At 41.5% G+C, this 22,274-nt stretch carries 17 protein-coding genes; 4 read left to right on the top strand and 13 right to left on the bottom strand.

Features of this window, described 5'->3' with window-relative positions:
* Window positions 1-91: 91 nt before the first annotated feature.
* The 4 genes from M72_RS05675 to M72_RS05660 form a co-directional block, all read right to left on the bottom strand.
* Window positions 92-2,041: a hypothetical protein gene (locus M72_RS05675; RefSeq protein WP_055067506.1), complete on the bottom strand. Its 1,950-nt coding sequence runs from the start codon at window positions 2,039-2,041 to the stop codon at window positions 92-94.
* 1 nt (window position 2,042) lies between these two features.
* Window positions 2,043-3,386: an SIR2 family protein gene (locus M72_RS05670; protein WP_171029202.1), complete on the bottom strand. Its 1,344-nt coding sequence runs from the start codon at window positions 3,384-3,386 to the stop codon at window positions 2,043-2,045.
* An 81-nt stretch (window positions 3,387-3,467) separates the two neighbouring features.
* Complete coding sequence (locus M72_RS05665; RefSeq protein ID WP_055067515.1) at window positions 3,468-4,880, bottom strand: flagellin N-terminal helical domain-containing protein; 1,413 nt, start codon at window positions 4,878-4,880, stop codon at window positions 3,468-3,470.
* Between the two features lie 225 nt (window positions 4,881-5,105).
* Window positions 5,106-5,402 carry a carbon storage regulator gene (locus M72_RS05660; RefSeq protein WP_022045067.1) on the bottom strand — a complete coding sequence of 99 codons (297 nt, stop codon included), beginning with the start codon at window positions 5,400-5,402 and terminating at the stop codon, window positions 5,106-5,108.
* 187 nt (window positions 5,403-5,589) lie between these two features.
* Between M72_RS05660 and M72_RS05655 the strand changes: the two genes are divergently transcribed.
* Window positions 5,590-6,168, top strand: coding sequence for a tyrosine-type recombinase/integrase (locus M72_RS05655; RefSeq protein WP_055067504.1), 579 nt, complete (start codon window positions 5,590-5,592; stop codon window positions 6,166-6,168).
* A gap of 300 nt (window positions 6,169-6,468) precedes the next feature.
* Window positions 6,469-7,446, top strand: coding sequence for an RpnC/YadD family protein (locus tag M72_RS05650; protein WP_055067503.1), 978 nt, complete (start codon window positions 6,469-6,471; stop codon window positions 7,444-7,446).
* Between the two features lie 143 nt (window positions 7,447-7,589).
* Here the strand turns inward: M72_RS05650 and M72_RS05645 are convergent, their stop codons facing one another.
* The 8 genes from M72_RS05645 to M72_RS05610 all read right to left on the bottom strand — a co-directional run bounded on the left by M72_RS05645 (window position 7,590) and on the right by M72_RS05610 (window position 16,027).
* Window positions 7,590-8,096 carry a DUF4358 domain-containing protein gene (locus M72_RS05645; protein ID WP_055067502.1) on the bottom strand — a complete coding sequence of 169 codons (507 nt, stop codon included), beginning with the start codon at window positions 8,094-8,096 and terminating at the stop codon, window positions 7,590-7,592.
* A 3-nt stretch (window positions 8,097-8,099) separates the two neighbouring features.
* Window positions 8,100-9,347 (bottom strand): transglutaminase domain-containing protein, encoded by a 1,248-nt coding sequence (locus M72_RS05640; protein ID WP_022045063.1) that lies wholly within the window; start codon window positions 9,345-9,347, stop codon window positions 8,100-8,102.
* 172 nt (window positions 9,348-9,519) lie between these two features.
* The gene (locus M72_RS05635; protein WP_055067501.1) at window positions 9,520-9,888 is read right to left on the bottom strand and encodes an ArsR/SmtB family transcription factor; all 369 of its coding nucleotides are present in this window, start codon (window positions 9,886-9,888) and stop codon (window positions 9,520-9,522) included.
* A gap of 44 nt (window positions 9,889-9,932) precedes the next feature.
* A complete protein-coding gene (locus M72_RS05630) occupies window positions 9,933-11,861 on the bottom strand; it encodes a heavy metal translocating P-type ATPase (RefSeq protein WP_055067500.1) in 1,929 nt (642 codons plus the stop codon).
* A 42-nt stretch (window positions 11,862-11,903) separates the two neighbouring features.
* Window positions 11,904-12,122: a cation transporter gene (locus tag M72_RS05625; RefSeq protein WP_022045060.1), complete on the bottom strand. Its 219-nt coding sequence runs from the start codon at window positions 12,120-12,122 to the stop codon at window positions 11,904-11,906.
* Between the two features lie 294 nt (window positions 12,123-12,416).
* The gene (locus tag M72_RS05620; RefSeq protein WP_082413801.1) at window positions 12,417-13,625 is read right to left on the bottom strand and encodes a YibE/F family protein; all 1,209 of its coding nucleotides are present in this window, start codon (window positions 13,623-13,625) and stop codon (window positions 12,417-12,419) included.
* Window positions 13,626-13,627: 2 nt separating this feature from the next.
* The gene (locus M72_RS05615) at window positions 13,628-15,421 is read right to left on the bottom strand and encodes a metallophosphoesterase (RefSeq protein WP_055067499.1); all 1,794 of its coding nucleotides are present in this window, start codon (window positions 15,419-15,421) and stop codon (window positions 13,628-13,630) included.
* Window positions 15,422-15,568: 147 nt separating this feature from the next.
* Window positions 15,569-16,027 carry a ferritin-like domain-containing protein gene (locus M72_RS05610; protein WP_022045056.1) on the bottom strand — a complete coding sequence of 153 codons (459 nt, stop codon included), beginning with the start codon at window positions 16,025-16,027 and terminating at the stop codon, window positions 15,569-15,571.
* A gap of 200 nt (window positions 16,028-16,227) precedes the next feature.
* Between M72_RS05610 and M72_RS05605 the strand changes: the two genes are divergently transcribed.
* Together M72_RS05605 and M72_RS05600 are read left to right on the top strand one after the other, a co-directional pair.
* Window positions 16,228-17,604, top strand: a complete 1,377-nt coding sequence (locus M72_RS05605) for a sodium-dependent transporter (protein WP_055067498.1) — start codon at window positions 16,228-16,230, stop codon at window positions 17,602-17,604.
* A 12-nt stretch (window positions 17,605-17,616) separates the two neighbouring features.
* The gene (locus tag M72_RS05600) at window positions 17,617-18,612 is read left to right on the top strand and encodes an aldo/keto reductase (protein ID WP_055067497.1); all 996 of its coding nucleotides are present in this window, start codon (window positions 17,617-17,619) and stop codon (window positions 18,610-18,612) included.
* A gap of 55 nt (window positions 18,613-18,667) precedes the next feature.
* Here the strand turns inward: M72_RS05600 and M72_RS05595 are convergent, their stop codons facing one another.
* Window positions 18,668-22,246, bottom strand: coding sequence for an Ig-like domain-containing protein (locus M72_RS05595; protein ID WP_055067496.1), 3,579 nt, complete (start codon window positions 22,244-22,246; stop codon window positions 18,668-18,670).
* Window positions 22,247-22,274: the final 28 nt, after the last annotated feature.

Genomic DNA, 22,274 nt, shown 5'->3' with positions numbered 1-22,274 from the left:
AATCTCCAAACTGATGAAGATAAAACTACTCAGTTTGGAGATTATTTGCCAAATTGAAAAAAGACTTTTTGCCCCATAAAAACATAGACTCCTACAATACTCCTAGTTCGTCCCTTAAAATCTCTCCCAATCTACGTGAACTAGCCGTTGCCAATCCTTCTAATATCCATTTAGGATTTTCCCGATTATTCAATTTTGCAATTAAATATATTTTTTCATCTGTAAAAGAATTTAGTTCAATGCAAAATCCCATATAACTGCCTGTTCGATTCTTCAGGATTGTATTGCTATCTTTCGCCTGACTATATACATATGCAATAAAATTATACCATCCAATTTCACTTAAATCGTTAATATGAGTCATATTTTCAAGCACTTTTACTGTCATACTCCAGTTCCGATAACAAAAAATATCATTTCTGAGTACTCCCGCCCAATCCTTATCTGAATTCATTCTGTCCATAAAATATTTATAAAAAATATTTTGTTCTTTCACGTTTTGATCAAATGACACTTCCTGTTTAGGATTTACATTTACAGACTTTGATTTTTTTCCATTTATAATATCTAAAAGAGCATCTGTACATGTAATTGTCTGCTGCACAGGCGATTCCTCATGGACACTGTAGAAATAAGATAAATCCTTAAATAAACTTCTCAGTTTTGCATAACCCCATTCTTTATAGTTAATTTCTGCTTTTTTTAAAATCTGTGCCATTCGAACCATAAGCTCAGGAAACTGATAGCCCTGCTGTATTACTGCGTTATATATTTGCACAGCAAGCATCTGCTTCCCAGTTCTCTCTTCCTCATCTTCTCTGTCTATATATTCAGTATCACTCTCTTCTTTTTTCTTTTCTGAAGTGGAGGGCTCTATCCGATCTATTGTAAAGTCAAAATCTCTCCAATCATGGGTTTCGCAGGTAAATTCTTTTATTTTTTCCTCTGTCCAACTACCAGTTTTTGTATCATATTGATAAGTACGTAAATTTGAAAGTAAACTTCCTCTATAATGTCCATCCAGATTCAATATATCACAAGTATAACAAATTTGTATCCCCAAAACCTCTGATACCTGTTTTCTTGTTTTCAAATCGTAATAAATATTTATTACGTCATTTACTTGCTTTTCTGACTCGGCACAAACAACAATATAATATTTTTTTAAAGACTGTGTATCTTCTACACTTTTAAGGTACTGACCATATCGAATTAATTTCTTAATATAATCTTCTTCCCACCCATCATATGTACGTATTACTTCAACTAAGAAAACAATACTATCCATACTGTCTTGTATATCAAACTTCATTTGCAGAGCCGGTTTGACAGCCATTTCTATACCCCCTTTGTTCCATACAAGACGTGGTTGTGATTCATACGATATGTTATAATATTTTAAATAATTAATTAAAAATTGATTTTTAGCAATATTTCTTTTAATAATGTAAGCTTTTTGTATAGTGTCTGTTCGTTTCCAATTTACATTTTCTGATTTAATCGCAGTATATAAACGTACTCCATTATAATCAACACAATAACAGCGAAAATCAGAATTTCCCATAGAACTTTCAATTATACATCCTGCTATCAACCCTTTTTCCATCATACGATTTAAAATTTTTGACAATATATCCAGTTTTATATATAAATGATAAGTTAACAAATATAACTGTCGAATCTGCCTTGTTGTTATGTACTGATGTTTTACAATAATATGTAAAACTCGGATTGTTCTTTCATCAATCTCACCATTTCTATACTGTTGAATTACCTTTCCAAGATCAATAAAACATTTTGTTGCTAATGCTTTTTGCTTATCATCTGGATATGTACGAAACGGCGATTGCTCTGCCTTTATTGAAGTATCATCAAATAATTCATTAAGCATTTCTTTCTTTTTTTCTTGTTGTTCATCTTGAATTTGTTGTTCCATATCTACTTCATTTTCTTTTATGGTTAAATCGTCTATATTGTTCATTTTAAAATTTATTAACTCTTTGCTCTTTTTTGCGTTTAACATTTCTAATACATTATCCATATTACAATTCCTCTTCTAATTTGAATAAGTTTTGACTTGGTGGTGGTACGACAGTCACTCGATTTCTCAATTTTTCATTTTCATCCAATACTTCATTAATAATGTTACGAACTTTTTCTAGCGCTTCAGATAAATATTTATCATCATATAGAACATCATTTTTATCTCTTTCAGAATCTTCCATTTTACTTTTTTTTAAATTACCATTTTTATCTCTTCGTAGTTTCGAATAAATCATATAATTTTCTCTCAATTTTTTAACAAATTCATCGAAATTCTTTATTTTGATGAAATATGCATTTTCAGAATTTTCAACTAACGATCTAACTCTCCAATGTACATTAGCCTGTATAATTTTCTCTTCCATTTCACACCAAAACAGCGGAAATGAATACTTTTCTGAAAGTTTCTCTAAAGTATACATAATAGAATTATCCGCTCCTGAATAACCTATTACAATTAATCCGCCTTTACTTAAAACATTCTGTAAATGTTTTTGCAGAGGTGATGCCAGTTTACGAGTTTCCCGCGAAAGATTCTTTGTGTTATGATACATATAATCGCCATGCAATTTTACAATATTGGGAGATGTTTTACTTAATGTATTATCCACTTCATTGGAATCAAACCAAAGTTCCTTACTTCGCACTCCCAGTAAGCTTAATGCTTCTGCCAGAAGATTATCAAAATTAGTAGTAAATGCAATGGAAAATAGTTTGTTTATATATAAATCTGCCAATAAAATATATGCTTCGGATGGTTGCTTATTATGCATTAATTCTGACAAAAATCCATGAATATCCTCCGATGCTGTAGAATAATTTGTAAACCAGAAACTATATTCCATATCCGATTGTATTTTATCTTCATATTCTTCTAATAATTGTTTCAAAATAATTGTTTTTTCGTTTTTCGGCAGATCCTCATATCCTTGATATCTTTTGTGTATTATATTATAAAAAACTTCTTCATAGTAATTTGGCATGGTATCTATTTTTTTATAAATATCATCTCGTATTTGCTGTTCCTTTTGTTCCACAAATTCTGTAAACTTCTCATTATCCTGATTTTTTTCATACCATCTTTTGAGAAACGGAACTAATTTTCCATACTCTAAATCCAAAAATGGTGTTTGTGTATCTTCTGTCGGAAGTTCCCTTAAATATACTATCGTTTTAAGCATATTAATAATATCTTTTGCAGAAACAATTTGTGAACTAACGGAACATCCCGCTCCCATTAAAAGACTATACTTCGGTTCCATGGAATCCCTGACACGTTCTGATATAATTCGGTTAAATAAATAGTCTATTGATTTAATTTTATCTTCTGAAATTTCTGCCATATTATCTTCCATTTCTTTATCTGAATACACCAAAAGGGACTCCGAAGAATCCCTTTTGATTTATAATGATCATATTTACTTTTACTGTAACAGAGAAAGTACACCCTGATTAGACTGATTAGCCTGTGCAAGCATAGACTGTCCAGCCTGTGCAAGAATGTTGTTCTTGCTGTAGTTTACCATCTCTTTTGCCATATCTGTATCACGGATACGAGACTCAGCAGAAGATGTATTCTCGGAAATGTTATCCAGGTTGTCGATGGTGTGCTCTAATCTGTTCTGTACAGCACCGAGTGCGGATCTCTGGGAAGAAACCTTAGAGATTGCATCGGAAATAGCATCGATTGCGTAGGTTGCTGCTGTACCGTTCTTGTCAGTTACGTTTAAGCCCTTGATTCCAAGGTTTGCAGAATTCATAGTGTCGATGTCGACTGTGATCTTGTTGGTCATGTCAGCATCTGCACCTACATGAAGGCTGAAGCTTAATGTGTTGGCAACTTTTGCAGAACCTGTTGTAATTTTAAATATATTCTTGTTCGTAGTATCCTGAGCTACTGCTGCCGTATTTTCTGTATCACCAATATGATTTGCAGCAACAAGTTCATCTTTTGCTAATGAATAAGCTTTTTCTGCGGTGATAACGCTATTATCATTATCATCAACACCATCTGCTGTAGCTGCACCTGCTGCATTTTTTTCATCAGTCATAGCTGTTAAAGTGGTTGTTCCATCGGATACTTTGTCACCAGCACCAATTTTAATTTCACCTGCATTTGCACCAGTTCCAATCTTTACATCATTACCATCTGCATCTTTCCATTTTGTATCTGCATTATCATAAGTGTACTCTACACCATTAACGGTAACTTTTCCGCCAACCTTTTTCTGTGCATCTACAATTTTCTGTGCATCTGCTGCTGTACTTCCAATTGTATAGTTCTTTCCTCCGATGCTTACACTGTCTCCTGCGGAAAGTGCTTTCATGGTAAATGTTGCTTTTCCAGAACCATTATCAACTAATGTTCCCTTTAATCCGGCATCATGTGCATTCATATTAACGGTCTTCTCACCGTCATCACCCTTTAACAGGTAAATCTCATTGAATTTGGTTGTCTCAGCAACACGGTCGATCTCTGTATTTAACTGGTCGATCTCATCCTGAATAGCCTTACGGTCTGTATCCTTGGAGTTTGTACCGTTAGAAGCCTGAACTGCAAGCTCATTCATACGCTGTAACATGCTGTGAACTTCTGTTAAAGCACCTTCAGCGGTCTGTACAGAAGATACACCGTCCTGTGCATTGGAAGAAGCCTTGTCCAGTCCACGGATCTGCTTTCTCATCTTCTCGGAAATGGTAAGTCCTGCTGCATCATCTGCTGCACGGTTGATCTTGTAACCGGAAGATAACTTCTCGGTTGACTTAGCCTGTGCTCCGGATGTGATACCAAGCATTCTGTTTGCGTTTGCTGCCTGCATGTTGTGTTGTACTACCATACTCATAATTGAATCCTCCTTGAACTCCCGCTATGCGGGGTATTATGTCTTTTCCTCCGGAAATCCTTTTCCTAAGGTGTTCTTATTGCGTCACTTCATAGTAGCGCGTCACAAGCATCTGTGATGCTTTGCAACCTTGTATATTTAGCCATACACCTTTCGATGTACCGCAATAAGCGAAGCGTCCCGGGTGTGCCCCGCTTATTACCAAATGTTTGTGTGATGCTAAGCGTTAAATTTATCTTTTAAACTCTCTGCATCTTTTTTTGCTTCTGCTTTCATCCGCTCATTCCACAGAATTCGTTTAATCTCCTGCTGTGCCTCCCTGGAAATACCCGGCTCTGCATAATAGGTTTCTCTCTTTCGTGCCGGATTTTCTTCCGTGGTACTTCTGGCAATGTTGAGTTCCCGTGGGGCATCAATGAGCAGCCTTGCGTGATTTCCCGAACCACCTACATAGACCACACGGATGTTATCACCAATGTTTACATATTGCCCCTGTTTCAATGAAAGTTTCAGCATTTTGTTACCTCCATGTATGTATTCCATACCCTGTTTCCTCGGGTATGTCCTGCGCATTTTCTTACGCATCTGCATTTTTATAAAATGCTTCTTTTCTTTTTATTTCAAAAATGCGACAATGTTTTATAGAATGTTGCATTTTATGTCACAAAAGCATTTTATTTTTGACTTGAAAGGAGTAATTTTTATGGGAACAACACAACCGATCCGAAACCGACAGGAACTGCAGAATTTCAGTTCATACTACAAGCAGGTAAAACCGCATCTGCGAAATTATACTTTAGTTGTATTGGGATTAAACACTGCACTAAGAATCAGCGATCTATTAAATCTTCGCTGGAGAAGTGTCTATGATTTTAAAAAGAACTGTTTTCGGGATCACCTTTTGATATGGGAACATAAAACAGGAAAAAGAAATTATATTGCGATAAACCAGAACGCGAAAAATGCCCTGTATCTATATTTTATGGAAAAGAATCCTGATCCGGAAGAATATGTTTTCTCCAAACGGACAAACCCTTATAAACCGCTCAGCCGTTCACAGGCTTACCGCATTATTAAAGAAGATGCCTCACATACAACCAGTGAAGAGGCGATCAGCTGTCATTCTCTCCGGAAAACCTTTGGCTATTATGCATGGCAGGAAGGAGTCCAGCCGGCTCTCTTAATGAATGTCTTTAATCACTCTTCTTTCCACATCACTAAACGGTATCTCGGAATTGAACAGGATGAAAAAGATCTTGTTTATCTGAACATCAATTTATAAAAATATGGGAATGCTTTGTTGCTGCACCACAATACAAAGCGTTCTCTTCATAATAAAAACATTTGACTTCTATTTGTAAATACGTTATTCTATTTCCAATAAACACATATAATTCCAAATCTGATGCCAGACAGGCACTGCCGGAAAAGTAGTGCAAAGCAATCATGGAGAGTATTTCGCTCGTAAATCACTATTGGAATCACAACTTCATAAAACCGGTCATAACAACTGTTTCTTATATTTTCCATATTGTAAAAACAGATGTTTATGATATATACTAAAAGAAAGGTAGGATACTACATGGGGAACACTGACATTGTGGCAACTTCGTTGCCGGATGCCAACGCAAAAAACACTACAGGACACAGCACGATTTTTGACGATGTATTTCGAACCATCGCGCAAAAAATGCCGCAACTTTTGATTCCACTGATCAATGAAGTTTTCCACACTTCTTACAGCGAAGCGGAACACTTTGAACAGCTGCGAAACGAACATTACGAAAAGTATGGAACGATAATCACGGACTCAATTATTCGGATCGACAACCGCATGTATCATCTAGAGTGCCAGTCAACAAAAGATGAGACGATGGTCATCCGGATGTTTGAGTATGATATTTCGATTGCAATTGAACATGCTTCTCTTGAAGAAAACGATATCTGGGAGATTGAATTTCCGCAGTCATGCGTACTCTATATACGCAATCACCGATCGCTTCCAGAATATCACGGAGCGATTGTGAAGTTTGCGGACGGTCAGGAAGTACATTACCGCGTTCCTGTTTTGCAGGCGAAAAAATATACTGTGGATCAGATTTTCGAAAAACGACTGCTAATTTTACTTCCGTACCATATCTTGCGGTATGAGCATTTTTTAAAACACAATGGAACAGATTCGAAGAAACTGCAGCATCTGCTGGATGATTTCCGGAAAATTAACCACTGCTTGGAAAAGGCATCGGAAAAAGAAAGCAAATCACATCTTTATATGAATATGATTGTCTTAATTAAAGAGATTGCGAATTATATTATTCCGGAGGACAACACTATCAGGAAAGGATTGGGTGAGATTATGGGTGGTAAGATTTTGAAATTACGATCTGAGGAATTGCTGGAACAGGGAGAAGCAAAAGGTAAACTCGAAGGTAAACGTGAAGAGAGACTCGAAGCGATTCAAAATATGCTTGATCTTGGTCTGACCAAAGAACAGATTTTAAAAAAATATTCTTTGGAGGAATACGAAAAGGCATTATATTCCATGCCCACAAAGGTTTAAGTAATATTTTTATTTTTTTGAATTTAGGGGTTAAGTAACATAACAATCGTCCGATATATTATGTGTAAATAAAAATGCAACATTCTATAAAAGAATGTTGCATTTTTATTTCTATATTTTACTCAAACACGATCCTATTTATACTACTTACTTTTTATGGTATCTTCAAACGCTTTCCGCACATCATCATTATGGCTTGTGATAATAAGGACTGCATACTGCCCTTTCGTAAAAACCAACCCATCCTGAATCCGGCTGACCTGCTTCGGTTCATAGGACTGCAGCAAATTATACCGATCCTGCTGATGCTTTGTCAGGCTTTCTTTTGCCTCATCCACATCTGCCTTATCTTTCACGGCAATCACTACAATTTCATCTGCTTTGTGTCCATCCGAAGAATAGCTTACAAAATAACTGTCCACTTTTTTATAGTCCATGTCAGAAATATTGGAAAACTTATCTTCTGCATCTTTTTCTGCGCTGCTGGCATTGAGCATCTCCGGCAGATCCGGATCCGCTGCTTCCATCGCCGTGCGCAGGTCATACATACTGACAGAACCGGAAGTGTTTTTCTTCGCACCACATCCCACACACATCACCAGCATGGTCAGCATCAGCAGAAGTTTCCAACCCGTTTTTTGTTTTTTCATCTGTTATCTGGCCTCCACAGTTTCTTCCGTACTGAACGTTGCCCCATTTTGTGCCGCATCATCCATGGTCATATCCTTATTTCCGATATCAGCACTTGCGCCATCCATCATCATGCCATCTCCGTTTGCAGATTCCAGTCCCTGAAATGCTTTCTGGACAGCCTTGTCGATTTTTTTCTGTTCTTTTTCGCTGATATTCTGGCTTGTATTGTCCGTGTTATATCCCGGCATGGTAACATTAAACAAATATCCTTTTCCATCCGGATCCTGAATCCAGTTGTAAGTTCCCAGACTGTATGGCATATCCTTATAGTTTCCGGACATCAGGAAATTGTCAATGGAAGAAGCTATGGCATTTGCCACCTGCGCTTTTTCCTCTGTAATATCCTCTTTAAACGCAACCATGACCCCGCCAAGCTTTTTGTCCATAGCAGCACGCAATGCTTTCGGCAGATCATATATACTGTCCACGGTTTTCTTATTCTGGTATGCCATATTGTACTTTAATGAGTTAGCTGCCGGGAAGTAATCGCGATCCCAGCTCTGGGACTGTCCATACATGGCATCCGTCACATTAAAGTTCGCATAATTTCCATTTCCTGCATCGGAATAAATATCGGTAATGTACCAGTCTCCGTCAATTTTTACCACATCCCAGCTATGGAATTTTTCTGTATTATGTTCCACTTTACATTCAATTCCCATCATCTGCATGAACATGCGGAATGTCGTCGCATAACCGACACATACGGCATTGTGGTATTTTAACACACCGTATGGATTATCACAGTCTTCCTGTGTACTCGGAATAACGGTCAGTGCCCCGGAATCCTGCTGGAGCTTTTTGGTCATCCAGTCATACACCGCCTTTTCCTTTTCAAAATCAGACATGCTGTCCGTAATCTTCATATCTTTGATCGCTTTTTTTGCCATATCAAGGGTTTCTTTTTCTTTGTCTGTCAGCTTTGAAGTATCGCCGGATTTGTAGGCATCCGAAATATTTGTGGTAGGTTTGATCTCATAATTATCTGCGATCTTTACGTAATCCTCGGTAGTCTCAGGATTTTCTTCCTTTTTCTGCTCTGCAATATAGGATTTTAGAGTCACCAGATTAAACGCAGAAATCGTGGTACTTCCCACAACGCCTGCCGCAAGAATCACCGCTACAATCCCTTTCCATGCACCGCCTTTTTTCTTTTCTTTCTGCTCCGGCTGCACCGGATTACTTTTTACGCTTTCATAAGTTTCCATATGTATTTACCTCATATTTTAATTGATGTATTTTTTCTACTGCACCTTTATTATAGCAGTTTCATATCCAAAAAAGGCTATCTTTAAAGAAACTTAAATAAATATTAAGATCCGTCTGTACGAAAAAAGGACATCCACCGCGAATGTCCTTTTCTCCCATATGGTATCATCCTTATATTACATCTTCCTCAATATGCTCCCTGCCCTGTGCAATGATTGACCGGACGTGGTCATCTGCCAGGGAATAAAAAACAGATTTTCCCTCCCTGCGGCATTTGACTAACTTATTCTGTTTTAAAATCCGAAGCTGGTGGGAAATTGCAGACTGTGTCATTGACAATGCCGCTGCAAGATCGCAGACACACACCTCTGCTTCAAACAGGACAAACAGGATGCGGATACGGGTGGAATCTCCAAACACTTTAAATAATTCTGCAAGATCATACAGTTCCGTTTCTTCCGGCATCGTGTCATTCACGATCTTTAGCAGATCCGGATGTACCTGATTTTCACTACAGCATTCAATCTTTTCTTTTTCCATGAAGTTCCTCCTCTCCACCGGAACATTTCCGGCAGAATTATACCCTATAATTTTTTTACAAAAAGTGCGCGGATTGCATTCAGCACAGCAATCACCATAACACCGACATCTGCAAAAATTCCCATCCACATATTTGCAATACCTATCGTTACCAAAAACAGGCAGAGCAGTTTAATCCCGATTGCAAAACAGATATTTTCATATACAATCCGCAGGCACTTTCTTGCGATACGGATTGCTTTCGCAATCTTGAGCGGATCATCATCCATCAGTACCACATCTGCTGCCTCAATCGCCGCATCCGATCCAAGTGCTCCCATAGCGATTCCAACATCAACACGGGAAAGCACAGGTGCATCATTAATGCCATCCCCGACAAAGGCAACGGTACTCTTTTCTTCCCTGGTCCGCAACAGTTTTTCCACTTCGGAAACTTTATCTGCCGGAAGCAGCTGGGAATGTACTTCCGTGATTCCAACCTCCCCTGCTACCTGCTGTGCTACACGGTCATCATCACCCGTCAGCATTACCAGCCGGTGCACACCGGAATTTTTCAGTGCCTGCATGGCAGCCGCCGCATTCGGCTTAATCATATCTGAAATCAGTATATGACCGGCATAGACACCATCGACTGCCAGATGTACGATTGTACCGGTACAGCTGCAGTTGCGGTACGCAATTTTTTCTTTTTTCATGAGTTTGTCATTTCCTGCTGCAACCCTGTGTCCGTCTACCGTTGCGATCACACCGTGTCCACCGATTTCCTGTACATCTGTGACCCGGTCCACATCCAGTTTCCTGCCATAGGCTTTCTGCAGGCTGACACTGATCGGATGTGTGCTATGGCACTCTGCCAGTGCCGCGTATTCCAGCAGCTGTTCTTCCTCCTTCGTATATACCGGATGTCCGGACACAACCGGACAGCTGCCGGATGCACAGTTTGTTCCATGAATTCCGCAGACTTCAAATACCCCCTGCGTAATTGTTCCTGTCTTATCAAAGACAACCGTGCGCGTTCCCGCAAGTGTTTCCAGATAGTTGGAACCTTTTACCAGAACACCCTCTGCACTGGCACCTCCGATTCCTGCAAAAAAGCTGAGCGGAATACTGATGACCAGCGCACACGGGCAGCTGATAACCAGAAATGTCAGTGCACGGTAAATCCAGATGCCCCAGTCTGCCGGAAGCCCCATAAACAGCATGCGGACAAGCGGTGGCAGTATTGCCAGTGCCAGCGCGCCGTAACAGACTGCCGGTGTATAATAATGTGCAAATCTGGAAATAAAATTCTCGGAACGTGATTTCTTAGAACTTGCATTCTCCACCAGATCAAGAATCTTAGAAACCGTAGACTCTCCAAACTCTTTTGTGGTGCGGATCTTTAACAGTCCGGAAATATTGATACATCCACTGATGATTTCCTCTCCCACAGCGACTTCCCGCGGAACACTCTCTCCCGTCAGTGCACTGGTATTCAGGGAAGAATGTCCTTCCACAACCACACCGTCGATTGGAACTTTTTCGCCCGGCTGTACAATAATCACCGTGCCGATCTCCACCTCATCCGGGTCTACTTTTTCCATCTGACCGTCTGTTTCAATATTTGCATAATCCGGCCGGATATCCATCAGATCACTGATATTCCGGCGGCTCTTACCGACTGCATAACTCTGGAACAGCTCTCCGATCTGATAAAACAGCATAACTGCAACGCCCTCTTTGTAATCACCGAGGGCGATCGCTCCGATGGTTGCCACTGCCATCAGAAAATTTTCATCAAACATCTGCCTGTTACAGATTCCCTTCCAGGCTTTCCGCAGAATATCATAACCGATCACAAAATACGGAACCAGATAGAAAAGGAACTCCAGCCACTTGGGTATGGAAACAACGCTTCCTGCAATCCCGATGATAACCAGAAGCACTGCTGCCACAATAATTCGTTTCAATACTTTTTTCTGCTTTTTATTCATGGTGTCCTCCAATCTGACTGATATCTATGGGAAAAGCCGGATTTAAAGAAAGATCTCACAATCATCTTCCACTTTCTTACAATTCTTTAACACATCCTGCATAACCGCTTTTGCATCTGCACCCTCTTCAAATTCTACGTTCATCTTCAGTGTCATGAAATTTACAGTTGCATCCTTTACTCCGGTAGTAGCTTTTGCAGCTTCCTCCATTTTATTTGCACAGTTTGCACAATCCACATCAATTTTGTAAGTTTTCTTCATCGTCGGTTTCCTCCATACTTTCCTTTTTCATTTTATCATTCTTTCATATGAGCATTTGTTCATATGTTTGATTCTATTATAGCGTAAAGTTCGTAAATGTCAATATATTTTTAATACGCTGGTATTGTTTCGGAATTGAATTTTCCAGACCATTTTTTAACAAACAGATTTGCATGTGTTTGTTAAGAAAATCAAGTGTTCTATCACTTTCCAAATTGATAGTGGACATATAGAAAATAAAACTTTCTTTTAGGTTCGGGACATATCTCATAACTTTTTTCACATATGTCCCATTTAAACATCTTCCCCGTATTCACCGTCTGTTTCCGGTTCTTCATAATCATCTGCGCCATCATAAATGTCCTGCATCAATGGTTCTTTTACTATCTTTTTCTTTCCGATAAGCACTGCCGCTACAGCTGCGGTAATCGGTACGGTCAGCACAACCCCAAGAGTTCCCGAAAGTCCCTGCATGATTTCTGTTCCGATTACATAAGAATTGATCAGCTGATTATAACTCAGATTGTATGCATAATTGACAACGAGCGTAGACAACGAACCACCGACATAGGCAAAAATCAGTGTATTTGCCATGGTTCCCATCATATCGCGCCCCACACGGATTCCCGACACAAACAACTCTTTTGTCCCCAGCTGCGGACTGCGTTCGTGCAGTTCCTGAATCGTGGATGCAATTGACATGCCAACATCCATGGTTGCCCCAAGTGCGGCTATAATGATTCCCGAAAACAGAAGCTGTCCTATTTTTATGTGTGTATTCTGTGCCACATAATTCAACGTTTCGATATCAGACACATTATACCCGGTAATGCCTGCGGCTTTTCCAAACACAACTGCGGCTACGGCTGCCACAACCACACCGCTGACCGTTCCCACCACTGCAGATACCGTCTTTTTAGAGACTCCGCCCAAAAGCCACAGGGTCAGCAATGTCGAGAGAATGACAACAACAATGGTAATACCGATCGGTGAAATACCCCGGTACATCAGCGGAAACATCAGATAAACAATACACACACCGGTAAATGCCAGACTTGCAATGGCTTTGACTCCTTTTTTCCCACCTATAATACATATCACCAGACAGAAAAAAAGTACAAACAGATAAATTGCCATAGTACGGTCTTTGCTGTATACCGTAACGACAGCATTATCATCTGTGGAACTGACAATGACAATTACGCGCGAACCAACTTCACAGTTCTCCATGCCAAACAAGGAACCGCTTGGATTGACGGCATCAAACTCTTCCCCTGCATATGCTCCGGATTTGACCTGTACGCGCACCTCCTGTGTCCCGTATCGGTTTCCATCTTCTGCCAGATTATCTTTCGTGATCTTTGTCACGACTGCTTTCTCATAGCTTTGCCCTTCCGTGGAAATCAGGGATACTTTTTCGAACTGGTTTCCTTTGACTAATAACAGTAGGAACCCCACCAGACAAAGGGTTCCCACTAAAACTTTTTTCCAGTTTTTCTTCATTATTATTTAACTGCTTTCTTTACTGCTTTCTTTGTAACAGTAATCGTAATTGTTTTGCCTGCTGCCTGATACTGGCTGGTTGCTGCTGCCTTCACCGTAATTGTAACCTTTCCGGCCTTTTTTACGGTAACTTTTCCGTTCTTATCAATAGTTGCAATCTTTTTGTCGGAAGAGGTATAGGTAAGCGGTGTTTTTGCTTTTGCATTTAAGGAAAAGGCTTTGTCTCCTACGGTTTTTTTGTAAGAGTTCTTCGCCTGAATGGTCTGCTTTACCGCATCTTTTACGATCGTATATGTAGTAGATCCCTGTAACTGTTTTCTGGTCGTTGCATCATAAGTTGTTACAGAAAACTTTTTGTCCGTTACTTTTACGACGGAATAGGTTGGTGTCCAGGTCTGGCTTCTCTCAGAAATGAAGTCCTGTTTGGAAGCAATCAGGTTATAGAATTTTGAACCTGTTGCAGAGTTTGCCTCTAAATATACGGTTCCTTCCGGATTGGTAACGGTTCCGCCAACGGTCTTGTTTACGATTTCATAGCAGTTATTCTGTGCCTGATAATCACTGTCTTTTTCAGCTTCCTCTACAGATTTGTATCCATAAGTGCTGTAAGAAGTATGATCCTTTCCATCCCCCTCAAGCTGGAAGGTTCTGGAATAGGTATGATCATGTCCCTGCATCACCACATCAATCTTATACTTATCCATCAGTGGAGTAAGCTGTGTACGAAGCACCATACCATCGGAATCGGAATGGTCGTAACCACTGCCGTAAATATCCTGATGGAATACCACAATACGCCATTTGGCATCTTTATTCTCATTGATTGCTTTTTTCATGACATTCTCATGCGTTGCACAGTTATAGTTGTTTGTATCAAGAACAATGAACAGGACATTTCCATAACGATAATAGTAATCGGTTCCTGCCTTTGTCTTTCCCTGTACATAATTGGTATCGGTATCGGAAAAAGCATTTGGATTATTAAAATGCAGGCTGTACTGATTCGAAACACTGTCGTGGTTACCAATGGTCGTTGCTACCGGAAGGGAAGTCAGTGCCTCTGCCCCAAGATATCCTGCATATTCCCGCTCGTTGCTTCCGTAGTTCACCTGATCTCCTGCGGACACAAGAAAACTTACATCGGAATGATCCTCGAGTGCTTCATTTAATACGTTGTTCCAGTTATAGCTGTCATTTCTTGCTGCAAGATTTTTTTCCGGTGCAGAAGTTACAACATTTCCTGCATTTTCCATCTTTTCACTCTCACTGCTGGTCTGACCTTTCGAAGCACCGATCTGCGGATCCCCGACATACAGGAAAGAAAATTCATCAAACGCCTGTGTGGTATAGTTTTGTGTATCCTGCCACTTTCCATCCTGAAATACCTGATAATAATAGCTGGTATTTTCTTTGAGCCCGCTTACGGTTACTTTATTGGAAAAATATTTTGTGGTATCTATGGTCACAGCTTCGGTCTGCGCTCCGGTGAACTCTGTCGCACCATCCATATTCTGTCTGGTAGAGATTCTCACCTTTGGAGTCTCAGCCGTTTTGCTGTACCATGCATAATTTAATTTTGTCTCGTCCGCACCCGGAGTCAGCGATACATGTTCATACTCACTGCTGTAAGCAGCCCAGTTCTTTTTCCAGTTGCTCCAGTCTGTAGACTCCCGGGAAGCATCATTCCAGTGTTCCGTTGCTGCTGCAATCTTTGTCGGGATACCAGTGGCAAACATTCCTGCCAATACAGCGGTGGAGAGAACTCCTGCTGTAAGTTTCATCACATTTTTTCTCATAATTCTTTTGTTCTCCTTGTGAAATCTGTAAGATTTATTACAGGATTTATAATAAACGGGTTATGTAAGATATACTATCCGGTTTCTGTAATCCTTTTGTAAAAACAAAAAGAGTGGATGCTTTGGGACATCCACTCCACATGCCGGCTATGCCATGCCGTTTACGGTTTTATATTTATAGAGCATCTCCGCGTGGTTTTGTTCTTCCACCTGGATATCTGCCAGAAGTTTGCGCACATCGGAATCCCCGAATGCAAACACATCGGTATTATACGTTCCGGACACCATTTTTTCAGAACCGATACTGTCCGTGGCAAGGAAATTATCGTTTTTCTTATCTTCCGGATTGGTCATGGAATCATATGTTGCCTTTGGCTCATACATCTTTCCATCCCTGTCATTGACGTTACAGGACGGGACACTGCCTTTCATGACCTGTTCCAGAGATTCCACATGCTTTTGCTCTTTCTTTTCAAGATCAGCGAATAAATCCCGAAGCACCGGGTCCTTTGCTTCCTGTCCGTAACGTTTGTACTTCTCCACGCAGGAAAGTTCCTGTGTGTGCAGATCCTCAATTGTAGCCATCTCTTTTTCTGTTAAAACCATGGTTTAACCCTCTTTCTTTCCATAAGATAATCTTGTTGATTGCAGAACATGAACACTCCGCAACCTTCTCCTCTAGTATCTGTAAAAAAATACAACACATACCTGGTAAAATTTCGTCAAAAAGGGTTGAAACTTCTCACAACAGATTGTATAATTTCGTTTGTATTTTATACAATGTTTACAAAAAGGTGGATTATTTTATGGAAGAACGAGAAAAATTAAAATCCCGTCTGGGATTCATTCTCCTGTCAGCCGGATGTGCGATCGGAATTGGAAACGTATGGAAATTTCCATACACTGCCGGACAGGGCGGAGGCGGTGCCTTTGTGCTGTTTTATCTGTTGTTTCTGATTATTCTCGGACTCCCGATCATGACGATGGAATTTGCGGTTGGACGTGCCAGCCAGAAAAGTCCGGTCAAAGCCTACCAGGCACTGGAAAAACCCGGACAGAAATGGCATATCCACGGGATTATCACATTGATCGGCTGCTATCTTCTTATGATGTTTTATACAACGGTCACCGGCTGGATGCTTCATTATTTTTATATGACGGTCACCGGACAGTTTCAGGGACTGGATGCCGACGGTGTATCCGGACAGTTTACCACAATGCTGAGCAAACCTCTGACCATGGGCTTCTGGATGGTGGTAGTTGTTTGCGCCGGCGTATTTGTCTGCTCCCGTGGACTGCAGAACGGTCTGGAAAAAGTAACAAAGGTCATGATGACTTCTTTGCTTATCATCATGATCATTCTGGCGGTCAACAGCTTTTTTATGGATGGTGCAAAAGAAGGCCTTGCCTTTTATCTGATCCCGGACTTTGAACGGATGAAACAGATCGGTATTGCAAAAACCATTACGGGTGCCATGAACCAGGCATTTTTCACGTTAAGCCTTGGAATCGGCGCGATGGCAATTTTAGGAAGTTATATCGGAAAGGAACGCTCTCTGCTTGGTGAATCGGTAAATATTGCCATTCTGGATACGTTTGTTGCTATCACCTCCGGACTTATCATTTTTCCGGCATGCTTTACGTTCCATGTTGACCAGACTTCCGGACCAAGCCTGATTTTTATCACCCTGCCGAATATTTTTAACCATATTCCGCTTGGCAGACTCTGGGGAAGCCTGTTCTTTTTGTTTATGTTTTTTGCAGCGTTTTCCACAATCCTGGCAGTATTTGAGAACATCATCTCCTGCGGTATGGAACTGACCGGATGCAGCCGCCAGAAATCCTGTGCCGTTAATCTGGTACTGATCATTGTACTCTCCCTGCCATGTGTACTCGGATACAATGTATGGAACTGGAAAGGTTTTTCAATCTTTGGCGGGTCTGTGCTTGACCTGGAAGATTTTCTGGTAAGCAACCTGTTCCTGCCTCTCGGTTCCCTGGTATATCTGCTGTTTTGCACAAGCCGCTACGGCTGGGGCTGGAAAAACTACACAACCGAAGCCAATACCGGAAAAGGATTAAAAATTAAAAACTGGATGCGCGGCTACATTACCTATATTCTGCCACTGATTGTGCTTTTTATCTTTGGATTTGGCATTTATGATAATTTTTTTACAAACTAAGGAGGATTTCTTATGTATCACACAAATGAATCACGTTACGAAACCATGAAATACCACCGCTGCGGCGACAGCGGACTGATGCTGCCGGAAGTATCTTTGGGCTTCTGGCACAATTTCGGAGATACCGGTGTTTATGAAAATATGAGACAGATGTGCTTTACGGCATTTGACCACGGGATCACACATTTTGATCTGGCAAACAACTATGGACCGCAGCCAGGCAGTGCGGAGGAAAATCTCGGGAAGATCCTTCGGGAAGAACTTTCTTCCTACCGCGATGAACTGATCATCAGTTCCAAAGCCGGTTTTGACATGTGGCCGGGACCTTATGGAAACTGGGGCAGCCGCAAGTACCTGATTGCCAGCCTTGACCAGAGCTTAAAACGGCTCGGTCTGGACTATGTGGATATTTTCTATCACCACCGCATGGATCCGGATACACCGCTGGAGGAAACCATGGGTGCACTCGACCAGATCGTGCGAAGCGGAAAAGCACTGTATGTCGGTCTGTCCAACTACGACGGGGAAACGATGAAACGCGCGGCTGCCATCTTAGAAGATCTGCACTGCCCGTTTATTATCAACCAGAATTCCTACAATATCTTTAACCGTACCATTGAAGAAAACGGTTTAAAACAGGCCGCGGCAGATGGGAAGAAAGGAATTATTTCTTTCAGCCCGCTCGCGCAGGGTATGCTGACCGACCGCTATCTAAACGGTATTCCAAAAGACAGCCGTGTCAACACGGACGGACGTTTCCTGCATGCGGATCAGTTTGATGAAAAGCGGATGGCAAGTATCCGGAGCCTGAATGAGATTGCGGCTGCCCGTGGTGAAAGCCTTGCACAGATGGCACTCAAATGGGTCATCCGTGACGGTGTGGTCACTTCCGTTCTGATCGGAGCTTCCCGCCCGGCACAGATTCTTGAAAATCTGAAAGTGTTAAACTCTGCTCCGTTTACGGAGGAAGAATTGGAAAAAATTGATCAGTGTGCACTTTCTCTCTAGGTAAAACAAAAACCCCGGATATTTATTTCCGGGGTTTTGTCTTTTCCTGCATCTGCTATTTGACTTTGACTTTTAATTTTAAAACTTTGGTCTTTCCATTGTTTAAGGTTACTGTCACGCGAATGGACGCAGTTCCTTTTTTGTTCGATTTTATGGTACCCTTCTTGTTTACAGATGCAATTTTTTTGTTATTGCTCTGATAAGAAATGCTTTTTACATTGTCCATATTTAAGGTGGCTGCCAGAGAAACCTTCTTTTGTTTTCCCTTCTTCACCTGAACGGTTTTATTCTTCAATGTAACCGTTTTTAATATTTTCGTTGTGACCTGATCCATATCTTTCTGATCCATAAGGACATAATCCTTATTGGAATCTGCTGAAAAATTCACATTTCCGGCTTTTGTAACCGTATAACTCTTGTCGTTTACAAGGACATAGGCACCTGTCTTTTGATCTTTTGCACACACATACAGCTTGTTTCCGGTCTGTATGTCTGCTGTATTTACGGTCAGTGTATAGCTTATGTTGCCAGCCGGATCGGTGACCCGGATCGTCACATCTGTGTGTTTTCCATTGTTTTCTTCCATGGTTTGTTTTATCAGATCAGCGGTCACCGTTGTTTTGATGGCTTTATTTTTCTGGGTTCCGGTAACGGTCACGGTTGGTGTATTTTGTCCGGCCGCGTTTCCATCGGACGGTGTTTGTGTACCAGCTGTATTTCCGTTGGACGGTGTTTCCCCTCCGGCTGTGTTACCACCCGAAGTATTTCCGCCACCAGAACTTCCTCCGGAAGATGAGCCGCCTCCAGTCGTTCCACCGCCTCCGGAAGATGAGCCGCCTCCGGTTGTTCCACCGCCTCCGGAAGATGAGCCGCCTCCGGTTGTTCCACCGCCTCCGGAAGATGAGCCGCCTCCGGTTGTTCCACTTCCTCCAGAAGATGAGCCGCCTCCGGTGGAACTGTCCTCTTTGATTGTAACGGTCGCGGCTTCACTTGTCACTGTTTCGTAATAAGTCTGTCCATCCTTATCATCCGGCTCATATACTGCCTTAAACTGATAAGAACCGCCACGTTTTAAGCCTGATACAACCGTATCGGCTTCCCCATATACGAGTTTTTCCTGTGCCTTTATTATGGTTCCGTCCTGATAAAAAGAAATCGAACCAAGCGGAATACTGCCATTTCGGACTCCATCTACCTTTGCATACAGATGTACGGAATTACCGTTTTCTGTCTCTGCCGTAAGACGAATCGATGGTTTCGCCGCTGTAATGGTAAAGGTTCCGACTTTTTCCGCTATCACATCGTACTGGTTTCCAGTTACTTTAAACCACACCTCATAGCTGCCCGGCTGCACCGGAACAACATTTTTCCCATCCTGCCGATAGAAAACTTCAGGCTTTACCTGCGAATCTACCGTCTGTCCGTTGTCCGTTCGGACTACATTTACCGTGGAAACAAGGCAGCTCTGTTTCAACCCTGTGTATGCAGCTGTCTGCTGGATGGTATCATACTGCATCTTTACGGCAATTGGATTTACTGTCACGGTTTTGTTTGCCTGAGAAGGAAGTGCCCTATCATTTTCATTGGTTGCTCCTGCATAAGAAACTGTAATTGCATTTTCTCCCATATGAAATCCGTTTGCCTCTGAAACCGGAATCTTTATGGCTGCCTCTCCGTTTTGAAGCGTGATGCCGGATACTTCATAAGGTGTCTGGTTAATGTATACTGAAAAACCAGCAGACGGCACGTTCTTTCCCGGTAAGCTGCTATCTGTATAGACCGTCCGCACAGTAAGATTCAGTTCATCCTGCATGGACACGGCCGTTGGTAATCCTTCTATCGTAGTGGTTGTTTCCCGTGAAGTAACCGCCGAACCGGATGTATCCGGATCTTTGTTTACAATCAGAACTACCTTCTGCTCAATTTGTTCATCTGCTGAAAATGGACGGATTGTGATGTAGTAGGTTCCCGGTTCTGGCAGTTTCAGTTCCCCACTAGTAGCATCTTCATAAAATTCCGGTGTAATTGTATGTACCCCGTCCTGATCTGTGGCCTGATGAAATGCCAGTCTAAGATCCGAAACATTGGCATTTCCATCATCACCAACCGTTGAATAATATATATGATTATTGAACTCTACTTCGTATGTAAGTGGAACCTGATATAAAGTTTTCCCATTTTCGGGTGTCCCTTCCTGCCATTCAACATCCAGATAATACGATTTATCACTATTCCTGATATTCGAAACATTCGCCAAAAGTACCGGATTTTTTATGGTCATATTTTTTACTGCAACCGGTTCATTCCCTGACAACTCACTGGTTTTCCAGATTTCTCCATTTCCAGACGATGTCCGTTCCAGTGTCATCCCCGCCTGTCCGTCTGTCGGTATAAAAGAAACCGCCGTATCCGCAGCCCTTCCAAGTTCCAGATAGGTGTGACCATACTCCGCAATTCCGGATTTTCCATTTCTTCCATTCAGGGTTTCAAATGTAAGTGCACCCGTAATGGTATCTGTAACATTCAGCTTCTGTTCTTTCCCTAAGATCAGTCGGTTTCCTGCTGAATCCGCACTCACAATCGAATGTACCTGTGGAGTTTCCATCTGGGAAAGATCAATCGCACTTGCCCCTTCCAGTCTGACCGTACAGCTGTCCAACGCTGCCGGTGCAAATGTTCCACCGCCCTTTACTGTGAGGTTTCCTACTTTGCTTATACCTGGAATTCCGGTATAGGACTGGTCGGTATCTATGGTCAGAAATGTCTTCCCTGCGTGATTTTCAGATACTCCGTACACCTGTTTCGTATCGGAACCGGTAAGTGAAATTTCCACATCGCCGGAAACCGTATATTGTCCATCCGCTGCCGGTGGATCCGGCTCCTGCGTGGAAAACCAGTCATCCTGATTTACATATGGTTCCCTGGCACCGGATGCATAGATTTCCCCATTTTGCGTACCGGAAACGTGCGCAAGCACGATCTGTGTCTTACCGTCATATGTTCCATTCATGGAACCGGCATAAATATTCCCCAGATTGGTACCACCACCCGTAATCAGAATCTGTGCCTCTGATCCCGGATGATTCCCCATATTCTTTCCATTCTCATAAAGGGATCCGCCAAAGATATCTACATAGCGGAATCCGCTGTCGCACGTAACATTCTCAAGAACAAGTTTATGCCCATTTGCAAAAATTGCATCGTGCAGACGATTGGAAAACCGCAGCGTAATGTTTTTAAATGTCACATCCGTATTCAGGATAAATCCCCCCTTACGGTTGGAAAAAGTATTTCCATTTCCGTTGACGGTCACGCTTTTATCAAAAATAAACGGTTCCGCAGCCTCGGCATTTAAAAAAGCACCACTTCCCAAAATTGAGATTTCATCCCCATTGCCGGCAGCCGCATAGGCATCCTCAAATAAATTGTAGGGATTTCCATAGCTTCCATCTCCGGAATGGGTAGAATTTCCATCTTTAAATTCCGTATAGATCGTTCTTGCCGCTGTCTGCACAGCCTCCTGCGCCTTTACCGGCACGACAGGCTGCACGGTAATACACATGGTGAGCACGATAAAAAATGCCCATAGACGTTTTGCTACATTGTCTGGTTTCATTTGCTTGTTCTTTTTCATCCATTTCTCCTGATAATCAGAACAGGGG

Origin of the sequence: Roseburia faecis, assembly GCF_001406815.1 — a bacterium.
Taxonomy (GTDB): Bacteria; Bacillota; Clostridia; order Lachnospirales; family Lachnospiraceae; genus Roseburia; species Roseburia faecis.
The sequence above is the reverse complement of the archived record's forward strand: the minus strand, read 5'-3'. Positions and strand labels throughout refer to the sequence as shown.